The organism is Streptomyces sp. MBT65 (genome assembly GCF_016612545.1).
GTDB lineage: Bacteria > Actinomycetota > Actinomycetes > Streptomycetales > Streptomycetaceae > Streptomyces.
This window is the reverse complement of sequence record NZ_JAENRY010000028.1, coordinates 13,983-39,899: the sequence shown is the minus strand read 5'-3', so window position 1 is coordinate 39,899 and position 25,917 is coordinate 13,983. Positions and strand designations below refer to the sequence as shown.

Annotated in this window: 25 protein-coding genes and 1 tRNA gene; 9 read left to right on the top strand and 17 right to left on the bottom strand. The window is 70.5% G+C overall.

The features are described 5' to 3' along the window. Positions 1-23: 23 nt before the first annotated feature. Both JHN63_RS09050 and JHN63_RS09045 read left to right on the top strand, forming a co-directional pair. Positions 24-1,709, top strand: a complete 1,686-nt coding sequence (locus JHN63_RS09050) for a GAF domain-containing protein (RefSeq protein WP_200678647.1) — start codon at positions 24-26, stop codon at positions 1,707-1,709. A gap of 153 nt (positions 1,710-1,862) precedes the next feature. Then, a complete protein-coding gene (locus JHN63_RS09045; protein WP_200678645.1) occupies positions 1,863-2,903 on the top strand; it encodes a M23 family metallopeptidase in 1,041 nt (346 codons plus the stop codon). A gap of 109 nt (positions 2,904-3,012) precedes the next feature. Here JHN63_RS09045 and JHN63_RS09040 read toward each other — a convergent pair whose 3' ends face one another. From JHN63_RS09040 to JHN63_RS09005, 8 genes are all read right to left on the bottom strand, one after another. Further along, complete coding sequence (locus JHN63_RS09040) at positions 3,013-3,900, bottom strand: Cof-type HAD-IIB family hydrolase (RefSeq protein ID WP_200678643.1); 888 nt, start codon at positions 3,898-3,900, stop codon at positions 3,013-3,015. A gap of 122 nt (positions 3,901-4,022) precedes the next feature. Next, a complete protein-coding gene (locus JHN63_RS09035; protein WP_200678641.1) occupies positions 4,023-4,928 on the bottom strand; it encodes an LLM class flavin-dependent oxidoreductase in 906 nt (301 codons plus the stop codon). A 41-nt stretch (positions 4,929-4,969) separates the two neighbouring features. Further along, positions 4,970-5,416, bottom strand: coding sequence for a hypothetical protein (locus JHN63_RS09030; RefSeq protein WP_200678640.1), 447 nt, complete (start codon positions 5,414-5,416; stop codon positions 4,970-4,972). 78 nt (positions 5,417-5,494) lie between these two features. Next, the gene (locus tag JHN63_RS09025) at positions 5,495-6,043 is read right to left on the bottom strand and encodes an RNA 2'-phosphotransferase (RefSeq protein WP_200678638.1); all 549 of its coding nucleotides are present in this window, start codon (positions 6,041-6,043) and stop codon (positions 5,495-5,497) included. A 123-nt stretch (positions 6,044-6,166) separates the two neighbouring features. Beyond that, positions 6,167-7,132: a MerR family transcriptional regulator gene (locus tag JHN63_RS09020; RefSeq protein WP_200678636.1), complete on the bottom strand. Its 966-nt coding sequence runs from the start codon at positions 7,130-7,132 to the stop codon at positions 6,167-6,169. Next, positions 7,129-8,022 (bottom strand): metal-dependent hydrolase, encoded by an 894-nt coding sequence (locus JHN63_RS09015; protein ID WP_200678664.1) that lies wholly within the window; start codon positions 8,020-8,022, stop codon positions 7,129-7,131. Before JHN63_RS09015 ends, JHN63_RS09020 begins: the two co-directional genes overlap by 4 nt. 41 nt (positions 8,023-8,063) lie before the next feature. Further along, positions 8,064-9,821: an SDR family oxidoreductase gene (locus JHN63_RS09010; protein ID WP_200678634.1), complete on the bottom strand. Its 1,758-nt coding sequence runs from the start codon at positions 9,819-9,821 to the stop codon at positions 8,064-8,066. Then, on the bottom strand, positions 9,818-10,660 hold the full coding sequence (locus JHN63_RS09005) for a M24 family metallopeptidase (protein WP_200678632.1): 843 nt from the start codon (positions 10,658-10,660) through the stop codon (positions 9,818-9,820). The genes JHN63_RS09010 and JHN63_RS09005 overlap by 4 nt, the downstream gene beginning before the upstream one ends. Before the next feature lie 246 nt (positions 10,661-10,906). Here JHN63_RS09005 and JHN63_RS09000 point away from each other — a divergent pair, with 246 nt between their 5' ends. From JHN63_RS09000 to JHN63_RS08975, 6 genes are all read left to right on the top strand, one after another. Further along, a complete protein-coding gene (locus tag JHN63_RS09000; RefSeq protein ID WP_200678662.1) occupies positions 10,907-11,893 on the top strand; it encodes an ABC transporter ATP-binding protein in 987 nt (328 codons plus the stop codon). Then, positions 11,883-12,791, top strand: coding sequence for an ABC transporter permease subunit (locus JHN63_RS08995; RefSeq protein WP_200678630.1), 909 nt, complete (start codon positions 11,883-11,885; stop codon positions 12,789-12,791). The genes JHN63_RS09000 and JHN63_RS08995 overlap by 11 nt, the downstream gene beginning before the upstream one ends. After that, complete coding sequence (locus JHN63_RS08990; RefSeq protein WP_019073425.1) at positions 12,788-13,699, top strand: ABC transporter ATP-binding protein; 912 nt, start codon at positions 12,788-12,790, stop codon at positions 13,697-13,699. Before JHN63_RS08995 ends, JHN63_RS08990 begins: the two co-directional genes overlap by 4 nt. An 11-nt stretch (positions 13,700-13,710) precedes the next feature. Then, positions 13,711-14,430, top strand: coding sequence for an ABC transporter permease subunit (locus tag JHN63_RS08985; protein ID WP_200678628.1), 720 nt, complete (start codon positions 13,711-13,713; stop codon positions 14,428-14,430). A 136-nt stretch (positions 14,431-14,566) separates the two neighbouring features. Then, on the top strand, positions 14,567-14,806 hold the full coding sequence (locus JHN63_RS08980) for a hypothetical protein (protein ID WP_200678626.1): 240 nt from the start codon (positions 14,567-14,569) through the stop codon (positions 14,804-14,806). A gap of 262 nt (positions 14,807-15,068) precedes the next feature. Next, positions 15,069-15,156 (top strand) — tRNA-Ser (locus JHN63_RS08975). An 85-nt stretch (positions 15,157-15,241) separates the two neighbouring features. Here the strand turns inward: JHN63_RS08975 and JHN63_RS08970 are convergent. The 9 genes from JHN63_RS08970 to JHN63_RS08930 all read right to left on the bottom strand — a co-directional run bounded on the left by JHN63_RS08970 (position 15,242) and on the right by JHN63_RS08930 (position 25,176). Next, the gene (locus tag JHN63_RS08970; protein ID WP_200678624.1) at positions 15,242-16,045 is read right to left on the bottom strand and encodes an HAD family hydrolase; all 804 of its coding nucleotides are present in this window, start codon (positions 16,043-16,045) and stop codon (positions 15,242-15,244) included. Beyond that, positions 16,042-17,319: a serine--tRNA ligase gene (serS, locus tag JHN63_RS08965; RefSeq protein WP_200678622.1), complete on the bottom strand. Its 1,278-nt coding sequence runs from the start codon at positions 17,317-17,319 to the stop codon at positions 16,042-16,044. The genes JHN63_RS08970 and serS overlap by 4 nt, the downstream gene beginning before the upstream one ends. A 562-nt stretch (positions 17,320-17,881) precedes the next feature. After that, positions 17,882-18,814: a prephenate dehydratase gene (gene pheA / locus JHN63_RS08960; protein WP_200678620.1), complete on the bottom strand. Its 933-nt coding sequence runs from the start codon at positions 18,812-18,814 to the stop codon at positions 17,882-17,884. 71 nt (positions 18,815-18,885) lie between these two features. Continuing rightward, entirely contained in the window at positions 18,886-20,184 is a 1,299-nt protein-coding gene (efeB, locus tag JHN63_RS08955) for an iron uptake transporter deferrochelatase/peroxidase subunit (RefSeq protein ID WP_200678618.1), read from the bottom strand. 8 nt (positions 20,185-20,192) lie between these two features. Next, complete coding sequence (locus tag JHN63_RS08950; RefSeq protein WP_200678616.1) at positions 20,193-22,223, bottom strand: copper resistance CopC/CopD family protein; 2,031 nt, start codon at positions 22,221-22,223, stop codon at positions 20,193-20,195. A gap of 15 nt (positions 22,224-22,238) precedes the next feature. Further along, positions 22,239-22,682 carry a copper chaperone PCu(A)C gene (locus tag JHN63_RS08945; protein ID WP_200678615.1) on the bottom strand — a complete coding sequence of 148 codons (444 nt, stop codon included), beginning with the start codon at positions 22,680-22,682 and terminating at the stop codon, positions 22,239-22,241. Further along, positions 22,679-23,329 (bottom strand): SCO family protein, encoded by a 651-nt coding sequence (locus JHN63_RS08940; RefSeq protein WP_200678614.1) that lies wholly within the window; start codon positions 23,327-23,329, stop codon positions 22,679-22,681. Before JHN63_RS08940 ends, JHN63_RS08945 begins: the two co-directional genes overlap by 4 nt. A gap of 92 nt (positions 23,330-23,421) precedes the next feature. Next, positions 23,422-24,138, bottom strand: a complete 717-nt coding sequence (locus JHN63_RS08935) for a YcnI family protein (protein WP_200678613.1) — start codon at positions 24,136-24,138, stop codon at positions 23,422-23,424. A gap of 174 nt (positions 24,139-24,312) precedes the next feature. Next, a complete protein-coding gene (locus JHN63_RS08930; protein WP_200678612.1) occupies positions 24,313-25,176 on the bottom strand; it encodes a hypothetical protein in 864 nt (287 codons plus the stop codon). Positions 25,177-25,412: 236 nt separating this feature from the next. On the opposite strand from JHN63_RS08930, the gene JHN63_RS08925 reads away from it, so the two are divergent. Then, the gene (locus tag JHN63_RS08925; RefSeq protein ID WP_200678611.1) at positions 25,413-25,859 is read left to right on the top strand and encodes an ATP-binding protein; all 447 of its coding nucleotides are present in this window, start codon (positions 25,413-25,415) and stop codon (positions 25,857-25,859) included. Positions 25,860-25,917: the final 58 nt, after the last annotated feature.

The window sequence follows — 25,917 nt, the reverse complement described above, 5'->3', positions numbered from 1 at the left end:
AGGGGACTAATTACGCTCGGGGTATGTCAGCCGCCGCGCGTTCCGGTCCCCCGTCGCCCGCCTCGGGACCGTCGGCCGAACCGGCTGTGCGGATGCCGCAGTTGCTGGCGGCGATGCGGTCCGTCGGGAGCGGGCTCGAACTGCACTCCACACTGGAGCGGATCTGCGAGGCGGCGGCCACTCTCACCGACGCGCGCTACGCGGGGATCGGAGTCGTCGACGAGGACGGCGACGCCCTCGCCGACTTCGTCTTCCATGGGGTCGACGCGGGGACCGCGCGGCGCATCGGGCGGTTCCCCGACGGGCACACGGGGCTGCTCGGCGCGCTCATCCGGGAGTCGGAGCCGGTGCTGCTGGCGGATGTGACCGAGGATCCGCGGTCCTGGGGCTTTCCGGAGCACCATCCGCGGATGCGCGGCTTCCTCGGTGTTCCGATCCGGGTCCAGGGCGAGGTCTTCGGGAACCTGTATCTCGGCGAGAAGCGCGGCGGGGTCCCGTTCGACGACCACGACGTCACCATGGTCCGGGTGCTGGCGACCGAGGCCGGTATCGCCGTCGGCAACGCCCGGCTGTACGAGGCCGCCCAGCAGCGTGAGCGGTGGATCGACGGGTCGGTGGCCGTCACGACCGCCCTGCTGTCCGGCGGGGACGCCGAGGAGGCCCTCCAGGTCGTCGCGGAACGGGCCCGCCGCTTGTCCGGGTCGGAGGCCGGGATCGTGCTGCTGCCCGCCGAGGAGGGCGGCATGGAGATCGTCGCCGTGGCCTCGGAACGGCCGTCGGACCAGCTCGGCAGGGTCGTCCCGCCGGAGAGCGAGATCATGGCCCTACTCCTCGCCGGACGGCCGGTGTTCGTGGCGGACGCGGCCACCGATCCGCGCATGATCAGCGCCCTCGCACGCGCGTACGGGCCGATCATGGCACTGCCCCTGCAAAGCGGAGGGCGGGTCCTGGGAGCCCTGGTCACGCCCCGCGCGCAGGGCGGGCGGCGGTTCACGGAGACCGAACGCACCCTCGCGATCCAGTTCGCCTCGCAGGCCGCGCTCGCGCTGATGATGGCCGAGACCCAGCGCGACCGGGAACGGCTCGCGGTGTACGAGGACCGCGACCGGATCGCCCGTGATCTGCACGACCTGGTCATCCAACGGCTGTTCGCCACCGGGATGATGCTGGAGAGCGCCCGGCGCGGACCGCTCGTCCCCGAGGTGCGGCGTGGTGTGGGCAACGCCGTCGACGAACTCGACGTCACCATCCAGGAGATCCGCACCGCGATCTTCGCGCTCCAGCAGGGCCCCGCCGAGGCGCCCTCCGGACTGCGCACACGGGTGCTGCGGGAGATCAACATGGCGTCCGTGCCGCTCGGTTTCCGGCCCGCGCACCGTTTCGTCGGCGCGATCGACACGACGGTCGGCGACCTCACCGGCAAGAACCTCGTCGCGGCCCTGCGCGAGGCCCTCTCCAACGCGTTCCGGCACGCGCGGGCGACCCGTATCGAGGTCGTCGTCGACGCGACCGCGCCCCTGCCGGACGGACGGCCCGGCGTCCGGCTCACCGTCGCGGACGACGGGGTCGGCATCCCCGCGGGCGGCCGGCGCAGCGGCCTGAACAACCTCAAGCGGCGGGCCGAATCCCTGGGCGGCGACAGCTGGTACGGGCCGGGTATCGGCGCGGACGGCGGCGGCACGACGGTGGTGTGGCAGGCGCCTCACTGAGCGCGTCGCCATGGCCCTCCACTGAACCCGTCACCAGGGCCCTCCGCCGAGCTCGTCACCATGGCCTGGTGCTGAGCCGTTCGCAGCAACGCGTCCCCCATGCGTACGACGTGAACAGGGCCCCGGTCCTTCACTCGGGTCACGATCGCTGACATGCGCTCATCTCGCCGTCATCCGCTGCTCGTTCCGGTGCTGCTGTGCGCGATCGCCGTCCTGGCGGCCCGTCCAGGCGACGACGACCAGCCCACCGCGGACGTCAGCGCGCAGGTGGCGCGGCTGTACGAGGACGCGGCCCTGGCGACCCAGCGGTACGAGGCGGGACGGCAGGAGGCGGACGCCCAACAGGCCCGCGCCCAGCAGGCGGAGGCCCGACTGGACGGCGAACGGCGGGAGACCGCACGGCTCCACGAGGACCTGGGCCGGATCGCCCGCGCCCAGTACCGCAGCGGCGGCGGGATCCCGATGGCGGCCCGGATCATCCTCGCGGACAGCCCCGAGGATCTGATGCGCGATCAGCACGTCTTCTCCCAGGCGGATCTCGCCGTCGGCAATGCGATCGGCAGAAGCCGGCGGGCCGAGGTACGCCTCGCGGCGGACGAGGCGAAGGCGGCGTCGGCGTGGCGGGCACTGAAGAAGCGGAACGCCGAACTCGCCGACCTGAAACAGGGCATCCAGCGGAGACTCGACGAGGCGCGCGGGCAGTTGCAGGGCCAGGCGGACGCCTCGGTCGCGGCGGGCACCTGCCGGGGCGCCGTCCGCCTCGACCAGCCGCCGAACCAGGTCACCGCCTCATGGGTCGCACCCGTGGAGACGGTCGAACTGTCCGCGGCTTTCGGCAGCGGCGGTTCCCGCTGGGCGAACCGGCACACCGGTCAGGACTTCGCGGTGCCCATCGGCACACCGGTGCGGGCGGCCGGAGCGGGCCGGGTGGTCCGGGTGTCCTGCGGCGGCGCCTTCGGCATCCAGGTCGTGATCGAGCACCCGGGCGGCTACTGCACGCAGTACGCCCATCTCGCCGCCGTCACCGTCGACCAGGGCGACCGCGTCACCACCGGCCAGTGGATCGGCCAGTCCGGCACGACCGGCAACTCCACCGGCCCGCATCTGCACTTCGAGGTGCGGGTCACCCCGGAGCTGGGATCGGCGCTCGACCCACTGCCCTGGCTGGCACAGCGAGGAGTCCCGCTCGGCTAGGGCCAGGTGGGTAAGGGGCGTGATCCAGGACTACGCCCGTTACAACCGGCCGCCATTGCAACCAGCCGCCATTACAACCGGCCACCGTCGCAGCCGGAGCCGGCTGCCGTTACCGCCGCTCGGCCAGCATCCGCTCGATCACGACCGCCACACCGTCTTCGTTGTTGTCGACGGTCCGCCCGGAGGCCGCCGCGAGCACGTCGGGGTGCGCGTTGCCCATCGCGTACGACTGTCCCGCCCAGGTGAGCATCTCGACGTCGTTCGGCATGTCGCCGAAGGCGACGACCTCCTTGGGCGCGATACCGCGCTCCGCGCAGCACAGGGCGAGCGTGCTCGCCTTGGACACCCCGGGACCGCTGATCTCCAGCAGGGCGCTCGGGCTGGAGCGGGTGACGTTCGCGCGGTCGCCGAGGGCGCGGCGGGCGACGTCCAGGAAGACGTCCGGGTCCAGCTCGGGGTGGAACGCGAGGATCTTCAGCACCGGCTCGTCGGCCCCCGGGGCGTCCGGCGCCAGGAGCTTCTCGGCGGGGGCGAGGGTGTCCGGGATCTCCAGGTGCAGCTTGGGATACGCCGGCTCCTGGTAGAAGCCGTAGGTCTGCTCGATCGCGTACACCGTCCCGGGCGCCGCGTCACGCACCAGGCGTACGGCGTCGAGGGCGTTCTCGCGGGCCAGTTCGCGGACCTTCACGAAGCGGTGGGCACCGGGGCCGCCGTGCAGGTCGACCACGGCGGCGCCGTTGCCGCAGATCGCCAGGCCGTGGCCGTGGACATGGTCGCTGACGACATCCATCCAGCGGGCCGGGCGGCCGGTGACGAAGAAGACCTCGATACCCGCCTCCTCGGCCGCCGCCAGGGCCGCCACCGTGCGGGGGGACACCGACTTGTCGTCGCGCAGGAGAGTGCCGTCCAGGTCGGTGGCGATCAGCCGTGGCGGGACGGCGGAGGCCGGGGTCTCGGGCTGTCGAGTAGCTGAGGTCACCGGGCCATTCTCCCGCATATGCCCGCACGGCTGTGCGGGAGAGTGCACAGGTGAGTGGTCACCGCTCCCACCAGGGCCGATGCACTCCACGGTCCCGACGGAGCGGTGATGCGGTGATGCTGTGGTGTCGTGGTGCCGACTCAGCGGAGCTGCGTCGGAGCCTCCATGGCGATCTGCTCGAAGACCTTCTCGTCCGCGGCGAAGTCGGCGTAGTCCGGGACGGGCCAGTGGATCACGATGTCGGTGAAGCCCAGTTCCTGGTGTCGGCCCGCGAAGTCGACGAAGGCGTCGAGGGACTCCAGCGGACGGCTGCGGTCCGGGGTGAAGCCGGTGAGCAGGATCTTGTCGATCCCCGCCGCCTCCCGGCCGATCGCGGCGCACGCGTCGGCCAGCTTCTCGGCCTGCCCGCGGAGGGCGTGAACCGACTGTTCGGGGGTGCCGTTCTCGAACAGCCTGGGGTCTCCGGTGGTCACCCACGCCTGCCCGTACCGGGCGGCGAGCTTCAGCCCGCGTGGCCCGGTGGCGGCCACCGCGAAGGGCAGCCGGGGCCGCTGCACACAGCCCGGGATGTTGCGGGCCTCGTGCGCCGAGTAGAAGTCGCCCTCGTACGACACCGAGTCCTCGGTGAGCAGCCGGTCCAGCAGCGGAACGAACTCTCCCAACCGGTCGGCCCGCTCACGCGGGGTCCACGGCTCCTGCCCGAGCGCGGTGGCGTCGAAGCCGGTGCCGCCCGCGCCGATGCCGAGGGTGACCCGCCCGTCGGAGATGTCGTCGAGGGAGATGAGGTCCTTGGCGAGGGTCACCGGGTGCCGGAAATTCGGCGAGGTGACGAGCGTGCCCAGCCGCATCCGCTCGGTGACGGCCGCGGCGGCGGTGAGCGTCGGTACGGCACCGAACCACGGGCCGTCCCGGAAGGTGCGCCAGGACAGGTGGTCGTAGGTGTAGGCGGTGTGGAAGCCGAGCTGTTCCGCGCGCTGCCACGCCTTGCGGCTCCCCTCGTTCCAGCGGCGGTACGGGAGGATCACGGTGCTCAGACGCAGACTCATGATTCCCAGGTTATGGGCCGTGCGTGTTTCACGTGAAACCGTCACTGGATGCGGCTGTTGAGCCACGGGGTGAGGATGATCATCGAGATCCACTCCTCGTGCGTCCGGTCGCCGGGCAGCGGGACGATCAGGCGGCATGCGGGCGGGAAACGGCGGGTCTTGACGTACGCGCGGCCGTCGAAGAGGGAGCGGAGGAAGGCGGGGACGTCGTCGCGGGCGACGTCGGGGCAGTCGATGCCCTCGACCGTGATCAGGGCGTCGTCCTCGGGATAGAGCCGCACACTCACCCGGGGCAGTCCGCCGAACTCGGCGAAGGCCTCGTGCGGGAGCGAGCCGTCCGGGTCGACGGTGACGCCGAAGCCCGCGGAGGTACGGCGTGAGGTCTGATCGGCGCCGATGTCATGGGTGACCTCGATCTCGCGCGCGTACTCGGCCGCGAGGGCACGGAGGGCGGTGACGGCGGCCTCGGTGGTGGGGAAGTGGTCCATACCACTGATCATGCCGGGGGTGACACGACCGAGGCCATACCCGGTCGGGTTTCCCGGGCCTCCCCGGGCCGTCCGGGGTCAGTGCGACTCGGGAAACCGCAGATAGCGCACGGGCACCGCCTCCGTGAGCCACACCCCGTTCTCGCTGACCCGGAACACCTGGCCGTCCTGGTGCATCGCGCCCGCGTCCACGGAGAGCACGACGGGCCGGCCGCGCCTGGCACCCACGCGGGTCGCCGTCTCCCGGTCGGCGGAGAGGTGTACGGCGTGACGGTTCATGGGCCTGAGCCCCTCGGCCCGGATCGCCTCCAGGTTGCGGGCGACCGTGCCGTGGAAGAGGTACGGCGGCGGGGTGGCCGGGGGCAGTCCGAGGTCGACCTCGATGCTGTGGCCCTGGCTGGCGCGGATACGGGTGCCCTCGATCGCGAAGCGGCGTTTGTCGTTCGTGGCCACCACGTGGTCGAGTTCCTCGCGGTCGAACCGGAACCCGTGTGCGGCACAGGCCGTGATCAGCGTGTCGATCTCGACCCAGCCGGCCTCGTCGAGCGCGAGCCCGATCCGCTCGGGTTGGTGGCGCAGATGCTTGGAGAGGTACTTCGACACCTTCACGGTGCGTCTTTCGTCCATCCGCTCAGCATGACGCGAGAGACGTGGATCACGCATTTTCTTTTGTGGCCGATGTTTGATCCACAACCAACTGTAGTTATCCACAGGGGGAGTTGCCGTTTCTGTGGACAACTCCCTGTCATGTCAGCCCTGTTCGTCAAGATCAGCTGGGGGCCCACCCCTTGGCATGAGCGCATCCAACGCCCTTGCCCGCAGCTCCCGTTCAGCCGCCAGCGCGATGAAGTCCGCCGCGTTCGCCGTACCAACCAGCGCCTCCACGGCCCGCATTGTCGTCTCGGGCACGGCCACGGAACGTGACGAGAACGCCGACCGTGCAGGCTCCGCTTCTCCGAGGTGCCGGCGCAGCGACCGGTTGGCGAACAGGCGCATCGCGCGGGCGAGTTCGGCGTCCACGGTCTGCTGCGCGAGGGGACGCAGTCGTCGTACGAGTGAGGCCGCTTCTGTGGCGTCCGCGTCCGTCGGGCGGTGCGGTCCTTCGAGGTAGCGGGCGAAGACGTGCTCGGTGGTGAACTCCAGGAAACGGGAGGCGATGTGCTCGACCTGGACCCTCAACTCCCGTAGATGGGACGAGATCGCGGACAGGGGAACCCCCGAGGCGTGCAACTCGACGGCGACCGCCAGCTCTTGGGGGCTCGGCACGAGGAAGGAGTCGGGGTCTCCGGGGACCGGCTCCAGCACGCCGAGTTCGACGGCTTCGGCGACGGCCGCGGCGTCCGTGCTGCCGCCGAAGCGCTGCTCCAGCTCGGCACGCGAGACCCGGACCGCCTCCTCGTCGGTCCACGGCCCGTCCACCTCGGCGACCAGCCCGAGCACCCCGCCAAGACCCCGGCCCGCGTCCCAGGCGTCCAGCAACTCCTTGATGGAGGACAGCCCGTAGCCGCGGTCGAGCAGGTCCGCGATCTGCCGGAGCCGGGCGAGATGGACGTCGGCGTACACATTGGCCCGCCCGCGCCGCTCGGGCCGGGGGAGCAGACCGCGGTCCTGGTAGGCACGGATCGTCCGGACGGTGGCACCGCTGAGCCGAGCGAGGTCCTCGATGCGGTAGGTGGGCTCGCGGGAGCGGGAGTCGGGACCTGCCCCGGAGGTCACGCGGCCCCCGCCCGCGCCGCCGGTGAGCGCTTCAGGTACTCCACCGCCCGCCGCAACGACCCCTCCCGCGACGGATGGTAGGAGCGCCGCAGATAGCGGGGGACGGCCGCGCCGAGCGAACTCCAGGTGGGGAGCAGGCCTTTTCGTACGGCCTTGTTGTGTCCGGCGAGGGAGTAGCGGGCGTGGGCGGGGAGTTGGGGGTCGTGGCGGATCAAGTAGGCCGTGCCCCAGGCCCACAGGGCGAGCATCACGGGGGCCGTGACCGCCATGCCGACGACGCGGTGCGCGTAGCGGGGGAGGCCGTGGCCGCCGCAGTGCTGGAACATGTCGAAGGCGACCGCGCGGTGTTCGACCTCCTCCGCGCCGTGCCAGCGCAGCAGGTCCAGCATGATCGTGTCGGCGCCGGCCCGGTCGAGGCCCTCGGCGGTCAGGATCCAGTCGCCCAGCACCGCCGTGAACTGCTCGATCGCCGCGACGACCGCGAGCCGGAAACGCAGCCACTCCCGCTCCGGGACCGGCGCGCCGAGCGGCGGGCGTTCACCGAGCAGCCGTTCGAAGAGGAAGTCGACATGCCGGGTGAAGGCCGCGGTGTCGAACCGCTGGGCCGTGAGCGCGTCAAGCACGTGCGCGTGCTGGACGCTGTGCGTGGCCTCCTGGCCCATGAACCCCTTGACGTCGGCCCGGAGTCGAGGGTCTTTGACGAGTGGCAGGCCTTCCTTGAGGACCTTCACGAACCACCGCTCCCCCGCCGGCAGCAGCAGATGCAGGACGTTGAGGACATGCGTGGCGGTCGGCTCGTCCGGGATCCAGTGCAGGGGCGTGCGCGACCAGTCGAAGGAGACCCGGCGGGGCGCGATCGCGTGGTGTTCGCGCGCGTGGTGCTCCCTCACATCGTGCTCGTGCTCGTTCTCGTCGTGCTCGTCCGCGCAGGTCACAGCGGCGGCTCCAGCCGGGCCATCGCCCGCAGCGCGCGCGGGGCGAACCGGGACATCAGGTGGGCGCCGCGCGCCTCCGGGGTGACGGGTACGACGGCCTGGTTGCGGACGACCGCCCGCAGGATCGCGTCGGCGACCTTCTCCGGCGGGTAGTTCCGCAGCCCGTACAGGCGCGCCGACTTCTTCTGGCGCCGCTTCTCCTCGTCGGCGTCGACCCCGGCGAAGTGCGCGGTCGAGGTGATGTTGGTGTTGACGAGGCCCGGGCATATCGCCGAGACACCGATCCCCTGCCCGGACAGCTCCGCGCGCAGGCACTCGCTGAGCATCAGCACCGCCGCCTTGGACGTGCCGTACGCGGGCAGTGCCTTGGAGGGCTGGAAGGCCGCCGCCGACGCGGTGTTGACGATGTGGCCGCCCTGGCCGCGGTCGGCCATCTGTTTCCCGAAGAGCCGGCAGCCGTGGATCACGCCCCACAGGTTGACGTCGAGGACCTTCTTCCAGTCCTCCGGGGTGGTGTCGAAGAAGGAACCGGAGAGTCCGATTCCGGCGTTGTTCACCAGGACGTCCACCACGCCGTACTCGGCGGCGACCTTCGCGGCGAGCTTCTCCATGGCCTGCTCGTCGGAGACGTCGACGGTCTCCGCCCAGGCCTCGGGGGCGCCGATCAGCCGGGCCAGTTCGGCGGTGCGGGCCGCGCTCTCCGCGTCCCGGTCGACGGCCACCACGCGCGCGCCGGACTCGGCGAAGGCGAACGCCGTGGCCCGCCCGATACCGCTGCCCGCGCCCGTGACCAGCACGAGCTGTCCGCCGAACCGCTCGACGTACTTGCCGGTCGCCGGTGTCGGCAAAGGTCGGTCGCCCTCGTGGGCGGTCACGAACTCCGTGATCCAGGAGGCCAGTTGATCGGGTCGCGTGCGCGGGATCCAGTGCTTGGCCGGCAGCGTGCGGCGCACCAGCCCCGGCGCCCACAGCTCCAGGTCGTCGTAGAGCCGCTCCGACAGGAACGCGTCCCCCAGGGGCGTGACGAGCTGCACGGGCGCGTGCGCGTACGCGTCGGGGCGTGGCCTGCGCAGCCGCGCCCGGACGTTGTCCCGGTACAGCCAGGCGCCGTGGGCCGCGTCCTGGGGCAGCGACGAGGTCGGGTAGTCGCCGCGCGGGACCTTCTCGACGCGCTCCAGGATCCTCGGCCAGCGCTTGCCGAGCGGGCCGCGCCAGGCGAGTTCGGGCAGCACGGGCGTGTGCAGCAGGTACACGTACCAGGACTTGGCGCCCTGGCCCAGGAGTTGGCCGACACGGCGCGGGGTGGGCCGGGTCAGGCGTTTGTTGATCCAGTGCCCGAAGTGGTCGAGGGACGGCCCGGACATCGACGTGAAGGAGGCGATTCGGCCCTCCGTGCGCGCGACGGTGACGAACTCCCAGGACTGCACCGAACCCCAGTCGTGCCCCACCAGGTGCACCGGCCGGTCCGGGCTGACCGCGTCCGCGACCGCCAGGAAGTCGTCCGTGAGCTTCTCCAGGGTGAACCCGCCCCGCAGCGGCTGCGGGGCCGTGGACTTACCGTGCCCCCGGACGTCGTAGAGCACCACATGGAAGCGGTCGGCGAGGCGGCCGGCCACCTCGGACCAGACCTCCTTGCTGTCGGGGTAGCCGTGCACCAGGACCACCGTGGGGTTCGACGGGTCCCCCAACTCGGCCACGCACAGCTCGACTCCGCCGGTCCGCACCCGGCGCTCGCGCGCACCCTCAAGCGTCACTTGTCCTCCGCCCAGCGCCGCACGTGCGGCAGATCGTCGTCGAGCCAGAAGGCGCTCTGTTCGGGGTCCCTGGAGTCGGTGACGACCAGGATCTCCTCGAACTTGGCGCCCGTGCCCCGGAATCCGAGATGCGGTTCGACCGCCCACAGGCCCGGGTGCGGGGGATGGTCGGAGAAGCGGTACGGCGACCACAGCGGGGACCAGCCGTCCCGGTGGCCGTGCAGCGCGTCGCTCGCCAGCCCCTTCAGGGACTGCGTGCCGAACCCGAACAGCCGCGGGGACCAAGGGCGTTCGGCCACCCGGTCGACCTTGTGCGCGATCACGCCGAAGGGATACGCGCGGTGCCGGTTGGCGTAGCCCTGGCGGACCATGAGGCGGTCCACGTCCTCGTAGATCTCGCGCAGCGGGCGCCGCTCGCGCACCTCGCGCAGGAGCAGCTCACGATGCGCCTCCAGGTCGGCCATCAGCCTGTCCTGCACCGGGTTCGCCCCCAGGGAGCCCGAATACCCGATGTCGGCCGTGAAGCCCTTGTACACCGGGGCCATGTCCAGGATGAACGGCATCCCGGGCTCCAGCCGGCGGTTCGTGGGGAAGAACTGCAGCGGCACCCGGAAGTTCGTGAACGCCGTGCGGTCGCCGAACCAGGCGAAGGGCAGGTGGAACCAGTCCTTCACACCCTTCGCGCGCAGCCACGACCGCTGCATCCGGGCCGCCTCGCGCTCGGTCACCCCGGGCTCCAGCCGGGCCGCGACGGCCTCGGCGCACGCGTACGCCAGCCGCTGGACCTCCCTGAACCCCCGCAGTTCCGCGGAGAGTTCGCGTGTCACCGCCGTAGTCATGCCACCGCCCCACCTGTCCACACCGACTGCGGTACGTGCTCGTAACTTGACACTGGTGAATGTGACAGTTGTTAGAGGCTCCGTCAATAGGCTTGATCTCCACCTGTGGATAACCCGGCGGGCCGGTCGCGTAGCCCTCAAGTAGGGGCATCCCCTACGGGCCCGTACGTCTGGAGTCTGACGTGAGTACAGCTCTGCGGGGTGACGACCGCAGTGGTCCGCGTCACTACCTTCGTAGACGTGACTGTGATCGCGACCGAAAGCCTGAGCAAGCGGTTCCCCCGGGTGACCGCGCTTGACCGGCTCTCCGTGGACGTCGGCCCCGGTGTGACGGGGCTCGTCGGTGCCAACGGAGCCGGCAAGTCGACCTTGATCAAGATCCTGCTGGGTCTGTCCCCCGCCTCCGAGGGCCGAGCCGAAGTGCTCGGCCTCGATGTCGCCACCAAGGGTGCCGACATCCGCGAGCGCGTCGGGTACATGCCGGAGCACGACTGTCTGCCGCCCGACGTCTCGGCCACCGAGTTCGTCGTCCACATGGCGCGCATGTCCGGCCTGCCCCCGACCGCGGCGCGCGAGCGCACCGCCGACACCCTGCGCCATGTCGGGCTGTACGAGGAGCGCTACCGCCCCATCGGCGGCTACTCGACGGGCATGAAGCAGCGCGTCAAGCTCGCGCAGGCCCTCGTCCACGACCCGCAGCTGGTCTTCCTGGACGAGCCGACCAACGGCCTGGACCCGGTCGGCCGCGACGAGATGCTCGGCCTGATCCGCCGTATCCACACGGACTTCGGCATCTCCGTCCTGGTGACCTCGCACCTGCTGGGCGAGCTGGAGCGCACCTGCGACCACGTGATCGTGGTCGACGGCGGCAAGCTCCTGCGCTCCAGCTCCACCACGGACTTCACCCAGACCACGACCACCCTGGCGATCGAGGTCACCGACACCGACGAGCACCCGGACGGCACCCGCGCCGTGCGCGAGGCGCTCCACGCGCGCGGGGTCGACACCCACGACAGCAGCGGCCTGCCCGGCGCTGGCCACGTCCTGCTCCTGACGGCCTCGGGCGAGGAGACGTACGACGTGATCCGGGACGTGATCGCGGACCTCGGCCTCGGCCTGGTGCGCATGGAGCAGCGCAGGCACCACATCTCCGAGGTCTTCACCGACACCGGCGCCGACACGGGCACCGGCAGCGACGCAGAGCGGAAGGAGGCCGTAGGCCATGGCAATTGACCAGCCCCTGGTCCCCCAGCCGGGCGACCAGACCCGTATCCACAACATCGGCTACCGCAACTACAACGGCCCCCGCCTGGGCCGCGCCTACGCCCGCCGCTCCCTCTACTCGCAGTCCCTGCGCGGCGCCTACGGCCTCGGCCGCTCGGTGAAGTCCAAGGTGCTGCCGATGCTGCTGTTCGTGGTCATGTGTGTGCCCGCGGCCATCATGGTGGCCGTCGCGGTCGCCACGAAGGCCAAGGACCTGCCCGTCGACTACACGCGCTACGCGATCATCATGCAGGCCGTGATCAGCCTCTACGTAGCCTCGCAGGCACCCCAGTCGGTCTCGCGCGACCTGCGCTTCAAGACCGTACCGCTGTACTTCTCGCGGCCGATCGAGACCGCCGACTACGTAAGGGCCAAGTTCGCGGCCCTCGCCTCGGCCATGTTCATCCTCACCGCGGCCCCCCTGATCGTGCTCTACGTAGGAGCGTTGCTCGCGAAGCTCGACTTCGCCGACCAGACCAAGGGCTTCGCCCAGGGACTCGTCTCCGTGACCCTCCTCTCCCTCCTCTTCGCGGGCATCGGCCTGGTCATCGCCGCGGTCACCCCGCGCCGAGGCTTCGGCATCGCGGCCGTCATCGCCGTACTGACCATCTCCTACGGCGCGGTCTCCACCCTCCAGGCGATCGCCGACGCGCAGAACGCCACGAACGCGATCCCCTGGATCGGCCTCTTCTCGCCCGTCACCCTCATCGACGGACTCCAGTCGGCCTTCCTGGGCGCGAGTTCGGCGTTCCCCGGAGGCGTCGGCCCCACCCACGCGGAAGGCGTCGTCTACGTCCTCGCCGTCCTGGGGCTCATCGCCGCGACCTACGGCCTCCTGATCCGCCGCTACCGGAAGGTGGGCCTGTGACCACGCTCTCCATCGACCACGTCTCCCGCTGGTTCGGCAACGTGGTCGCCGTCAACGACATCACCATGAACGTCGGCCCCGGAGTCACCGGACTCCTCGGCCCCAACGGCGCCGGCAAGTCCACCCTCATCAACATGATGGGCGGCTTCCTCGCCCCCTCCACCGGCACCGTCACCCTCGACGGCCAGCAGGTGTGGCGCAACGAGCAGATCTACAAGCACATCGGGATCGTCCCCGAGCGGGAGGCGATGTACGACTTCCTCACGGGACGCGAATTCGTCGTCGCCAACGCCGAGTTGCACGGCCTCGGCGCCAAGGCCGCCCAGAAGGCGCTGGCCACGGTCGAGATGGAGTACGCGCAGGACCGCAAGATCTCCACGTACTCCAAGGGCATGCGCCAGCGCGTGAAGATGGCGTCCGCCCTGGTCCACGACCCGTCACTGCTCCTGCTCGACGAGCCCTTCAACGGCATGGACCCGCGCCAGCGCATGCAGCTCATGGACCTGCTGCGGCGGATGGGCGACGAGGGCCGCACGGTGTTGTTCTCGTCCCACATCCTCGAAGAGGTCGAGCAGCTCGCCTGGCACATCGAGGTCGTCGTCGCCGGACGGCACGCGGCCAGCGGCGACTTCCGCAAGATCCGCCGCCTGATGACCGACCGCCCGCACCGCTACCTGGTCCGCTCCAGCGACGACCGCGCCCTCGCGGCCGCGCTGATCGCCGACCCGTCGACGTCCGGCATCGAGGTCGACCTGGCCGAGGGCGCGCTGCGCATCCAGGCCGTCGACTTCGGCCGGTTCACCGCCCTGCTGCCCCGGGTGGCCAGGGACCACGGCATCCGGCTGCTCACGGTCTCGCCGTCCGACGAGTCCCTCGAGTCCGTCTTCTCGTATCTCGTCGCGGCGTAGGAGGCCAAGAGATGTACGACCCCACAGTCGCCCGACTCACCTACCGGGCCCTGCTCGGCCGGCGCAGGGCCCTCATCCTGAGCGCCCTGCCCCTGCTGCTGATCGCCATCTCCGTAGTGGTGCGCGGCCTCGCCGGCGCCGACGACCAGACCGCGGTCGACGTCCTCGGCGGGCTCGGCCTCGCCACGATGGTGCCGATCATCGGCGTCATCGCGGGCACGGGCGCGATCGGACCGGAGATCGACGACGGCTCGGTGGTCTACCTGCTGTCGAAGCCCCTGAAGCGCCCCACGATCATCTTCACCAAGCTGATCGTGGCGGTCGCCGTCACCATGGTGTTCTCGGCCGTACCCATGCTGATCTCCGGGTTCATCCTGAACGGCAACGGCCAGCAGATCGCCGTCGCCTACACGGTGGCCGCCCTGGTCGCCTCCATCGCCTACGCGGCACTCTTCCTGCTGCTCGGCACGGTGTCCCGGCACGCGGTGGTCTTCGGACTCGTCTACGCCCTCGTCTGGGAGGCCCTGTTCGGCTCCCTGGTCGCCGGCGCCCGCACGCTCAGCGTCCAGCAGTGGTCCCTGGCCGTCGCCCACAAGGTGTCCGGCGGCGAGCTGGTCACCTCGGACGTCGGACTGACCACGGCGACGGTGTTCCTGGTCCTGGTCACCGTGGGAGCCACTTGGTACGCCGGCCAGAAGCTGCGCTCGCTGAAGCTCGCGGGCGAGGAGTGACGGGCCCGATGAGGAAGGGCAGTGCCTGAGGAACGGCGGGGCCCGGTGCGGAGATGACAGGTCCTGATCTTGACGGGGGCTTCATCTCTGTCCGGGCACACTGGGCAAACAGGACGCACGGCTGGGAGGAACGGGGATGGCCGGAGAGGCGACGTACGGCGGCGGTCAGGCGGAGTCCGGGGACGGCTGGGACAAGCTGGTCCTGGACGACGACTTCATACGGTCCGCCGAGACGGCCGAGCCGTCCGCCCGGGCCCGGATGCTCGCGGCCCGCTGGCGCGACGAGTCGCCCGAGCCGCAGCCCTGGCGCTCGGACGAGCCGCCCGCGGGATGGTTCTTCAGCAAGGCGCGTCGGCGCAGGTGGCGTCGGCGCTGACCCCCACACGGCCGCCCTTTTATTCGGTGGCGCCCAACTCGGCGTACAGGCACAGTTGTTGTGTCGACGCCGGATCAGCCGGCGCCACCGACTGGGAGAGGAGCTGGACGATGTCGATCCCAGACAGTACGTCCGACTCCCTTCAGGGCAGCCCGCGGCGGTCTCCGGAGTAGTTACCCCTCCGTCGAGTCGCCCACCACGGGGAGCTGCCCGGGGCGGCCGCTTCGAGCACGCGACTCATTATCGCGTGGGCCGCCCTCCCGGAGGATTGGCCGAGTGGTAAGGCACGGGCTTGCTAAGCCCTGGTCGGGCCTGGAAAGCCCGCGCACGTTCGATCCGTGCATCCTCCGCAAGACGTCGTCACTGGGACTGGACCGACTTTCGGGGCCGGTGCTTCTCGAAGCGGCGCCCGTCGTCGCAGGCCGGGCTCGCCCTTCAGCCCAGCAGTCGCTCCAGCACCACCGCGATCCCGTCCTCCTCGTTCGAGGACGTCACCTCGTCCGCCACAGCCTTGAGCTCCTCGTGGGCGTTGGCCATCGCCACGCTGTGGGACGCCCACCCGAACATCGCGATGTCGTTGGGCATGTCGCCGAAGGCGATCGTGTCGGCGGCCTTCAGGCCCAGGCGGCGGGCCGCCAACGACAGACCGGTCGCCTTGGTGAGACCGAGCGGCAGCAGCTCGACGATGCCCTCGCCGGCCAGCGCGACCGAGACGAAACCGCCGGCCGCGAGCGTCGCCGCCTCGGCGAGCCGGTCGTCCGTGAGGGTCGGGTGCTGGATGTAGATCTTGTTCAGCGGCGCGGCCCACAGCTCGGACACGTCCGACAGCGGGGTCGACGGCAGCGTGCCCGTCACCGCGTACCCGTCGCCGACCAGGACGTCTCCGTCCAGGCCGTCCCGGCTCGCCGCGAGGTACAGCGGGCCGACCTCCGCCTCGATCTTGGCGAGTGCCACCCCGGCGAGCTGCCGGTCCAGGGTGACCGAGGTCAGCAGGCGGTGCTCCCCGGCGTCGTAGACCTGCGCGCCCTGACCGCAGACCGCGAGGCCCTCGTAGCCGAGGTCGTCGAGGATGTGCCGGGTCCAGGGGACCGCGCGGCCGGTCACCACGATGTGCGCGGCGCCGGCCTCCGTGGCCGCCGCGAGGGCGGCACGGGTGCGCGGTGAGACCGACTCGTCGGAGCGCAGCAGCGTCCCGTCGAGGTCGGTCGCGATCAGCTTGTACGGGAAGCCGGTGCTCACTTGGCGACCGGCGTCAGGACCTCACGGCCGCCCAGGTACGGACGCAGCACCTCGGGCACGCGCACGGAGCCGTCGGGCAGCTGGTGGTTCTCCAGGATCGCCACGATCGTGCGCGGTACGGCGCACAGCGTGCCGTTGAGCGTGGCCAGCGGCTGCACCTTCTTGCCGTCGCGCAGCCGCACGGACAGCCGGCGGGCCTGGAAGCTGTCGCAGTTGGAGGCCGAGGTCAGCTCGCGGTACTTGCCCTGGGTCGGGATCCACGCCTCGCAGTCGAACTTGCGGGACGCCGACGCGCCGAGGTCGCCCGAGGCCACGTCGATGACCTGGTAGGGGAGTTCGAGGCCGTCCAGCCACTGCTTCTCCCAGTCCAGGAGGCGCCGGTGCTCGTTCTCCGCGTCCTCGGGGAGGACGTACGAGAACATCTCGACCTTGTCGAACTGGTGCACGCGGAAGATGCCGCGCGTGTCCTTGCCGTAGGTCCCGGCCTCGCGGCGGAAGCACGGGGAGAAGCCCGCGTAGCGCAGCGGGAGCTTGTCCGCGTCGAGGATCTCGTCCATGTGGTACGCGGCGAGGGGGACCTCGGAGGTGCCGACCAGGTAGAAGTCGTCCTTCTCCAGGTGGTACACGTTCTCCGCGGCCTGGCCGAGGAAGCCGGTGCCCTCCATGGCGCGCGGGCGGACCAGCGCCGGGGTCAGCATCGGGACGAAGCCGGCCTCCGTGGCCTGCGCGATCGCCGCGTTGACGAGGGCGAGTTCGAGGAGCGCGCCGACACCGGTGAGGTAGTAGAAGCGCGAGCCGGACACCTTGGCGCCGCGCTCGACGTCGATGGCGCCCAGCGCCTCGCCGAGCTCCAGGTGGTCCTTGGGCTCGAAGCCCTCGGCGGCGAAGTCGCGGATCGTGCCGTGCGTCTCCAGGACGACGAAGTCCTCCTCGCCGCCGACGGGCACGTCGGGGTGCACGAGGTTGCCGAGCTGGAGCGCGAGGCGCTTGGTCTCCTCGTCCGCCTCGTGCTGCTCGGCGTCGGCCGCCTTGACGTCGGCGGCGAGCTGCCCCGTCTTCTTGAGCAGCTCGGCCTTCTCGTCGCCGGAGGCCTTGGAGATGAGCTTGCCGATGCTCTTCTGCTCGGAACGCAGCTCGTCGAAGCGGACGCCGGACGACCTGCGTCGCTCGTCGGCGGACAGGAGAGCGTCGACGAGCGCGACGTCCTCTCCACGGGCGCGCTGGGACGCGCGCACACGGTCGGGGTCCTCACGGAGCAGGCGAAGGTCAATCACGCGGACCAGGTTACCGGTGACGGGTTACGGCTCACGACTCGGTATTCCGAACTGCGGCTTACATGTAGTTATGGGGTAATTGCGCAGAGTGTTCTCGTATGGTGACGCGGGTCAACGAAAAGGCTCCCCGCTCCCTGGAACGGGGCAGGTGCGCTGCGGCCTGTTGACTCGAATCCCTTGCGGGAAACGGGACTTGGGGCCGCGGTTGTCCACAGGAATCCACATCCCGGAAGAGTTATCCACAGGGTGTGCGAAAGATCTGTGGACATCGAAAACGATCATTTCCAGAACGTTTCGCGCGGTGGGTAATTCCTGTCCCAATCATGCTTCACGTCCACTTTCGGGTGGAAATGCGTCGCTCCATAGGATTGCCCGCGGGAAACAGGTGGACGAAGAGTGACCTACGCGCCGGTGGACGCGTGGACGGCCTGTAGGGAGATTTGTCGACTGGATCGTGCTTAGTTGTCGACTTGTCCCCAGGTCGAGAAGCGGACCTGTGGATAACTTCTGTGGATAACGAAGATACGCAGGTACTACCGGGGCGCTACCAGGGCAGCACCGGTCAGAAACGGCCGTCCTGGCAGTGCGCGACCCAGTCGGCCGCCGCCAGGAAGTCCTCGTCCGAGGTGGCCGGGAAGAGCGGTCGCACCCCGTCCACGCCGACGTCCGCGCGCGGATACGAACCGAGGAAGCGCACCTGAAGACAGATCCGCTTGAGCCCCGCCAGCGCCTCGGCCACCCGGCGGTCGGAGATGTGTCCCTCGGCGTCGATGCAGAAGCAGTAGTTGCCGATGCCGGCGCCGGTCGGGCGGGACTGGAGCAGCATGAGGTTGATGCCCCGGGTGGCGAACTCGCCCAGCAGATCGCGCAGACCGCCGGGGTGGTCGTCGCGCTGCCAGATCACGACCGAGGTCTTGTCCGCGCCGGTCGGGGCCGCCGGACGGGCGGGCCTGCCCACCAGCACGAACCGGGTCTGGGCGTTCTCCGCGTCGTGGATCTCCGTCTCCAGGGCCTCCAGGCCGTACCGGGCGGCGGCGAACTCACCGGCGAACGCGGCGTCGTAGCGGCCCTCCTGGACCAGCCGGGCGGCGTCCGCGTTCGAGGCGGCCGACTCCCACAGGGCGTCCGGGAGGTTCGCCTTCATCCAGTTGCGGACCTGCGGCTGGGCGGCGGGGTGCGCGGAGACCGTCTTGATGTCGGAGATCTTCGTGCCGGGCCTGACCAGCAGCGCGAAGGTGATCGACAGCAGCACCTCGCGGTAGATCATCAGCGGCGCGCCCGCGACCAGTTCGTCCAGGGTGGTGGTGATGCCGCCCTCGACGGAGTTCTCGATCGGCACGAACGCGGCCTCGGCCTCGCCGGTGCGCACCGCGTCCAGCGCGGACTGCACCGACACGTACGGGATCAGCTCCCGGGTGGCCGTCTCGGGAAGCGTCCGCAGGGCGACTTCGGTGAAGGTGCCCTCAGGGCCGAGATACGCGTAGCTGGCTGGCATGACTTCACCCTAATGGGCCTTGCGAAACCCGGTGCACCCTTCCCGCACCGGCCACCCCAACGGGCGACGGCTCACCCCTCCAGCAGCCGCTGCCCCACGTACTCGCCCTTCGCCGCCCCGCCCGGCACCGCGAACAGACCGCTCGCCTCATGGCGGATGTACGTCGACAGGGCGTCACCGCGGTCGAGTTTCCGCTGCACGGTGACGAAGCCGCGCAAGGGATCGGCCTGCCAGCAGACGAAGAGGAGCCCGGCGTCCGGCGTGCCGTCGGCGGCGATGCCGTCGTGGTACGAGAAGGGGCGCCGGAGCATCGCCGCGCCGCCGTTCTGGTCGGGGCGGGCGATCCGGGCGTGCGCGTTGATGGGGACGACCAGGGCGCCCTTCGCGTCGGTCTTCTCCAGGTCCATCGCGGTCGTCTCGGTCCCGCCGGACAGCGCCGCCCCGTTGGACTTGCGGCGCCCGACGACGTCCTCCTGGGCGCCGACCGAGAGCTTCTCCCAGTCGTCGAGGAGCATGCGGATACGGCGTACGACGGCATAGGAGCCGTTCGCCATCCACGCCGGGTCGGTCGAACCGGACGCCGGCACGAAGATCCGCCGGTCGAAGTCGGACTCGGTCGGCTTGGGATTGCGGGTGCCGTCGAGCTGGCCCATCAGGTTGCGGGCGGTCATCTTGTGGGCCGTGGCACCCGGCGTCCGGTTGAAGCCGTTCATCTGCCAGCGGACCCTGGCCGCGCTGCCCGCGTCCTTCTGGATCGTGCGCATGGCATGGAAGGCGACCAGGGCGTCGTTCGCGCCGATCTGCACCCACAGGTCGCCGTTGCTGCGCGCCTTGTCGAGGTGGTCGGAGGAGAAGTCGGGCAGCGGGTCCAGGGAGACGGGCCGCTGCTTCTCCAGCCCCGTACGGGCGAAGAAGCTGTTGCCGAAGCCGAAGGTGATCGTCAAGGACGAGGGCCCCGCGTCCCGGGCGACGTCCGTGTCGTCCTGCGCCGCCGCCTCACCCGCCATCAGCCGCTCGGCGGTCGTCGACCAGCGGCGCAGCAGAGCCGCCGCCTCCTTGCGGCTCGCGCCCGCCGCCAGGTCGAAGGCGACGAGATGGCCGCGCGCCTGGAGGCCCTCGGTGATGCCGGGCTGATGTTTCCCGTGAAACATTGCCATGTCCGCGCCCAGCGAGGTCAGCGGTGTGGCCCCGGCCGGTGCGGACGCGTACCCCACGGCTCCGCCCGCCGCACCGAGCACGAGCCCGGTGGCACCGGCCGTACCGAGGAGTCGTCGGCGGGAAACGCCCTCCCTGGGGGAGGCGTTTTCGGAAACGGTCTCCCCAGGGGGTGCCTCTACGGTCCGGGCCTCGGGAATGGACTGGTCAGGCATGGCGTGGTTCAGCCGATCTGCGCGTTCTTGTCGACGGTCGTCTGGTCGATGTCGGAGGTCCGCACGGTCACCGAGATCTTCCAGTCGCCCGCCATGGGGATCTGGATTCCGGTCGCGGCCCAGTGCCCGGTGGTGATGCGGTCGGGCGTCACGGGCAGCGGGCCGATCTTCTTCGCGGCGAGGGTGAAGGCGACCTTCACCTCGGGGACGTCGAAGGCCCGGCCGTTGGGGCGCTGCACATAGACGTGCATCTCGTTGCCGCCCACGCGCGCGGGGTCGAGGTCGAGCCGGATGACGCCCTTGCCGTCCGTGCCTCCGGTGTCGAAGGACATGTCCAGGGTCAGGGCGCCGGAGGACGAGGTGTTGGCGGCCGAGGAGGCGGATGCCTTGGCCGCCTTGGCGTCCTCCTCGGTGCGGCCCGGTTCGGTGGCCGTCAGGGCCGTGGTGACGGCGAGGACGACGACGGCGACGGCGGCCTCGGCGAGCACCGAGCGGCGCAGTCCGAAGCGGATCGGGTCCGCGTCCCGCAGCCGCTTCTGCCGCGTGGTGTCCACGGCGGCCTGCTGGCGGGCGAGTTGGGCGGCGCGCTGGGAGTCGCCGGTCGCGGTGGACGCGGTCGCGTGGGCATCGGCCTCGGCCGACGCGTCGACGGTCGTGGAGTCGGTGGCTGTGGAGGCGGTGGCCGTGGCGGACGCCTTGGCGCTGGAGTCGACGGCTTTGGCGGACGCCGTGACGTGCTCCTTCTCCGGCTCGCGTTCCTCGGACTCCCCGGCTTCCGTTTCTTCTACGACTGTCTCGGACGTCTCGGTCGTCTCCGCGAGCCGTCCCGTCCAACGCCGGGAGATCGACGCGATGCCGACGAGCAGCGCCACGAGCCCGATCTTCACGAGCAGCAGCTGTCCGTAGCCGGTGTCGGTGAACGCCGACCAGGAGCCGAGCTGGCGCCACGACTGGTAGATACCGGTCGCGACGAGCGCGATGACGCTGCCGAAGGCGATGCGCGAGAAGTTCTGTACGGCCGTCCGCCCGACCGGATTGTCGGCGGGGGCCCGGTACAGCGCGACGAGGAGGGCGGACAGACCGCCGAGCCAGGTCGCCACGGCCAGCAGGTGGACGACGTCCACGGGCATCGCGATGCCGGGCTCCAGCCCGGTCGAGGCGTGCTCGGCCAGCGCCCAGCTCGCGGCGAGCCCGGCGGCCACCACACCGCCGCCGATGGAGAGCCCGAACGTGAGGTCCCGCTTCTCCTCGTCCTCCCGCTTGTCGTACGCCCCGAACAGCACGGCGATGAACAGCGCGGCGGCGGCGAGCAGCAGCAGCCGGGAGACGAGCGCCGCGCCCGTCTTGGTCTGGAGGACCTGACCGAGGAGGTTCAGGTCGAAGATGTCGCCGAACTTCCCGGTCGTCGTGTAAGAGCCGCGCACCAGCAGCAGCCACAGCGTGGCCGCGGTCAGCGAGACCCAGCCCGAGACGACCAGCCGCTGCAGCGCGCGCACCCCGGCGCCCCGCTGCCAGCAGGCCAGGACGAAGGCGGCGCCGCCCACCATGACGATGAAGCCGGCGTACGACATGTAGCGCCCGAAGCCGTACAGCCCGCCGACGAGCCCGCCGCCGACGTCCTGGTCGGAGACCGAGACGGTGGTCCTGGAGGGGGCGCCGACGGAGAAGGTGAAGGCGCCGGCCACGGGGTGGCTGTCGGCCGACACGACCTGCCAGGCCACCGTGTACGTGCCGTCGGGCAGCCCGCTGCGGACCTGGATGGCGTACGTCGTACCGCTGATGTTGGACGGTTTGCCGACGTCGACGCGTTTGCCCTTCGGGTCGAGCACGCGCAGCGAGTTGTCGTTCGTCGCCACCTTCTCGGAGAAGGTGAGCGAGATCTGCGTCGGAGCCTTGTCGACCACCACCCCCGAACTGGGGTCGCTGCCGGTCAGCGCGGCGTGCGCGGACGCCGTCCCGGCCCCGGCGAAGAGCATGCCGGTGACGGCCAGGAGCAGCAGCACCAGGTTGCGGACGCGGGGGGTGATGGTCGTCTTCAAGGTGGGGTCCCTCCCTCAGTGCCCGGTCGTGGGGTTGTACGTCGCCGACTTCACGGGCATCTCAACCGTGAGAGGGCCGGACTTGGCAAAGTGCAGCTTCACGGTCACGTTGTCGCCCTGCTTCAGCGTGTGCTTCAGCTTGTCGAACATCAGGTGGTTGCCCCCGCTCTTGAACACGAGTTGACCGTGCGCGGGCACATCGAGGGAGGTGACCTCCTCCATCGCCTGGCCGACCGTCTCGTGCACGGAGACCGGGCCGAGGTCGCTGGTGACGGAGGTCAACTCGTCCTTCGCATCACCCTTGTTGGCGATGTCCAGGAAGCCCGCCGCCATCTCCGAGACCGGCTGGGGGATGTACGCGGAGCTGACCGAGAGCTGGGCCTTCGTGTCGTCCGAGCCGCAGCCGGTGAGGACCAGCGCGCCGGTCAGCACCGCGACGGGCCCGGCCAACCGCCTCACGGAGTCTCCCCCTTGATGATCTTGGGGAGGTCCTTGGTGTAGTCGTCGACGGTGGTGTCCTGGCCGTAGAGCAGATAACCGCCGTCGGTCTTCGGGGAGAACGCGACGACCTGGGTGCCGTGGACGGAGACGAGCTTGCCGTTCTTGTCCTTCGAGGTGGGCTCGATGGAGATGCCCATCGTGCGGGCGCCGGCCTGGATGGTGGCGAAGTCGCCGGTCAGGCCGATGAACTGGGTGTCGATGCCCTTGAGCCACTTGCCGAGCTCCGAGGGGGTGTCCCGGGCCGGGTCGGTGGTCACGAACACGACCCGCAGCTTGTCCTGTTCGGCCTTGGGCAGCGCCTTCTTGGCGACGGCGATGTTGTTCATCGTCAGCGGGCAGATGTCGGGGCAGTGGGTGTAGCCGAAGTAGATCAGCGTCGGCCGGCCCTTGGTCTCCGCCCGGAGGTCGTACTTCTTGCCGTGCGTGTCCGTGAGGACCAGGTCCGGCTTCTCGAACGGGGTGTCGAGCACGGTGGCGGCCTGCGTCGCGGTGTCCTCGGAGACCACGGAGACAGGGCTCTGGCTGTCGTCGCCGGTGCCGCAGGCGGAGAGCGTCAGGGTGGCGGCGGTGAGCAGAACGGCCGCCGCGAACGTCTTCTTGCGCATAGAGAAATGTCCCAGTTGTGAGAGCTCCGGCGCGCACCGGGGCCGTAGGCAAGAGTCGCACGGACCCCTGTGCGCGCCATGAGTGACGGGCCTCAGACGGTCGTACGCCGACGACCGGCGAGAACGCCGTACGCCACGCCCGCAGCGCCGACGGCGATCCCGACCACGCCGAGGACGCGGGCGGTGGTGTCGGAGGAGTCGGCGGACGACGTGGTGTCGGCGGCGGTGTTCTCGGTCTTCTCGGAGGCGTCCTCGGCGGTCGCGCCGGAGGTGGTGGCGGAGGTCAGCTCCAGCGTCGGAGCCGGGTTCTCGGGCTCCTCCTCGCCGTCCTTCTGCACCTCGATCCAGCGCACGACCTGCTTGTCGGAGTACGTCTGGAGCGCCTTGAAGACGAGCTGGTCGGCGTCCGTGGGCAGCATGCCGACGGAGACCGGGAACTTCTGGAAGTAGCCCGGCTCGACGCCCTTGCCGGTCGCGGTCCAGGTCACCTTGGTGACGGCCTCGGTGATCGTCTCGCCGTGCATCTCGGCGGGCTTGGCCAGCTTCGACTTGGTGACCTTGACGGTCCAGCCGCTGATCGGCTCCGGCATCACGGACGCCAGCGGGTGCTCGGTCGGGAAGGTGACCTCCAGCTTGGTGGTCGAGGCGTCGTCACGCTCGTTCGGGACCTTGAAGTCGACGACCGCGTAGCCGCCCTTGACGGCCGCGCCCTCCGGCTGCACGGAGACGTGCGCGAAGGCGGGGGAGGACAGGACGAGCACGGCCGAGCCGGCGACGGCAGCGGCGGCGGCGATACGAGAAGCCTTCATAAGAAGGAGCACTCCACTTCGAGTTCGAGTGAGTTCCGGTGGTGAAGAGGGGGCGCGTGAACACCCGGGTGACCCAAGGGGTTTCCCGGCGGAAAAAGCCGGGCACGCGCGTGTGCCGCACGACGGCGGCCTCTCCACGCACGGAAGGGAGTGCGGGGTGGTGGTCGCGTCGCGTCAGGCGGCGAGGACGTGTGCGGCGGCGGCCGGCGGGCCGCGGCGGATCACCGAGTGCTGGAGCGCGGTGGTGTGCGGCGCGGGCGGCGCGGAGAAGGCGGTACGGCGCAGCCGCGGCCCCGCCTCGGGCGCCCCCGGCAACCCGGCCCGCAGGGCGCGCACCAGGGCGAGGGCCCCGCGCAGGGACCGTACGAGCGCCCCTTCCGCGACTCCCTGCGCCGACAGTTCCATCAGGCGCCGCAGCGCCAGGTCCCCGTGCCGCAGCAGCCAGCCCGCGGCGAGTGCCGCGAGGAGGTGACCGAGCAGCATGGACACGGAGGGGAGCAGCGACATGGAGGAGGCGGCGGAGGTGGACATGGCGTCCGCCGGGTGGTGCATCGATCCCATGCCGCTCATCGAGCCCATGGAGCCGGTCGTGCCCGAGGTCGGCAGCAGCCGCGCGTCGGTGAGGATCTGCTGGGCATGTGCCGGGCTGATCGCCGCCGCGGTGGTCCCGCACAGCAGATGCGCGGCGCGCGCGACCAGCGCGGCGTCCGACGCGGACAGGCCACCGGTGGTCGGCGTACCGGTCGTGCCGGCCGTACTGGCTGTCTGTCCGAGCCCGAACAGCGTGTGCAGCACGGTCTGTCCGACCGCGAGCAGCGCCGCGATCCCCGGCAGCGAGCGCTCACGCCCGGCGAGCGGGGCCACGACGAGGAACGTGACGAGGAAACCCGCGCCCAGGGTCCACGGCGGAACGGTGGCGCAGGAGGCGATCGCATGACCGGCCGCGGCCAGCACGACACAGACCGCGGCGAACACCGCGGCCCGCAGGACCCGGAGTTCACCTCCGGAGCGCGCCGTACGTGGGTGGGGGGCAGTCATGGCGGGCTCATCATCGCACCGGCGTTGTCGCGGCTATACGGCAGGTCCGCAACATCGGGACCGTAGTGTGTCGTACGTCACAAAGATCACTCTCCGACGTGAGCTACCTCCGGATACACCAATTACGTTTGGGACACATCCCCCATATGGGCGGCATCACGTCAACTCCGTGCTTACACAGGGGCACTGGCGGCAATAGGTATCACTATGTCGAGCCGCGGCCGGGAGGCTGGAGCATGAGCATCTGGTGGTCACTCCATCTGAGGCGCGAGGCCGCGAGCGTGCCACTCGCCCGGCGACTGTTCCTCGGCACGATGGAGACCGCGGGCGTCGACCCGGACATCTCCTACGACCTCTCCGTCGCCCTGAGCGAGGCGTGCGCCAACGCCGTCGAGCACGGCGGCGACACAGCGCACGGCACGCCCACCGAGGCGTACCGGGTCACCGCGTACCTCGACGGCGAGAAGTGTCGTATCGAAGTCGCGGACTCGGGCCCCGGTTTCGCCCGCACCCAGTCCGTCCGGCCGGCCCCGAGCGAGGCCGAGAACGGCCGCGGTCTGTGCCTCATCCAGGAGCTCGCCGACCACGTCCACATCGGCAACAAGCCAGGGGTGGGCGGGGCGGTGGTGAGCTTCGACAAGATCCTGAAGTGGCGGAAGGACGCGCCGTTGATGGCGGTGTGAGGGTGCGTTCGACGCGAGTGCCTCGGCGTTCGAGGCGGGTGTCTCGGTGGCGGCGCCG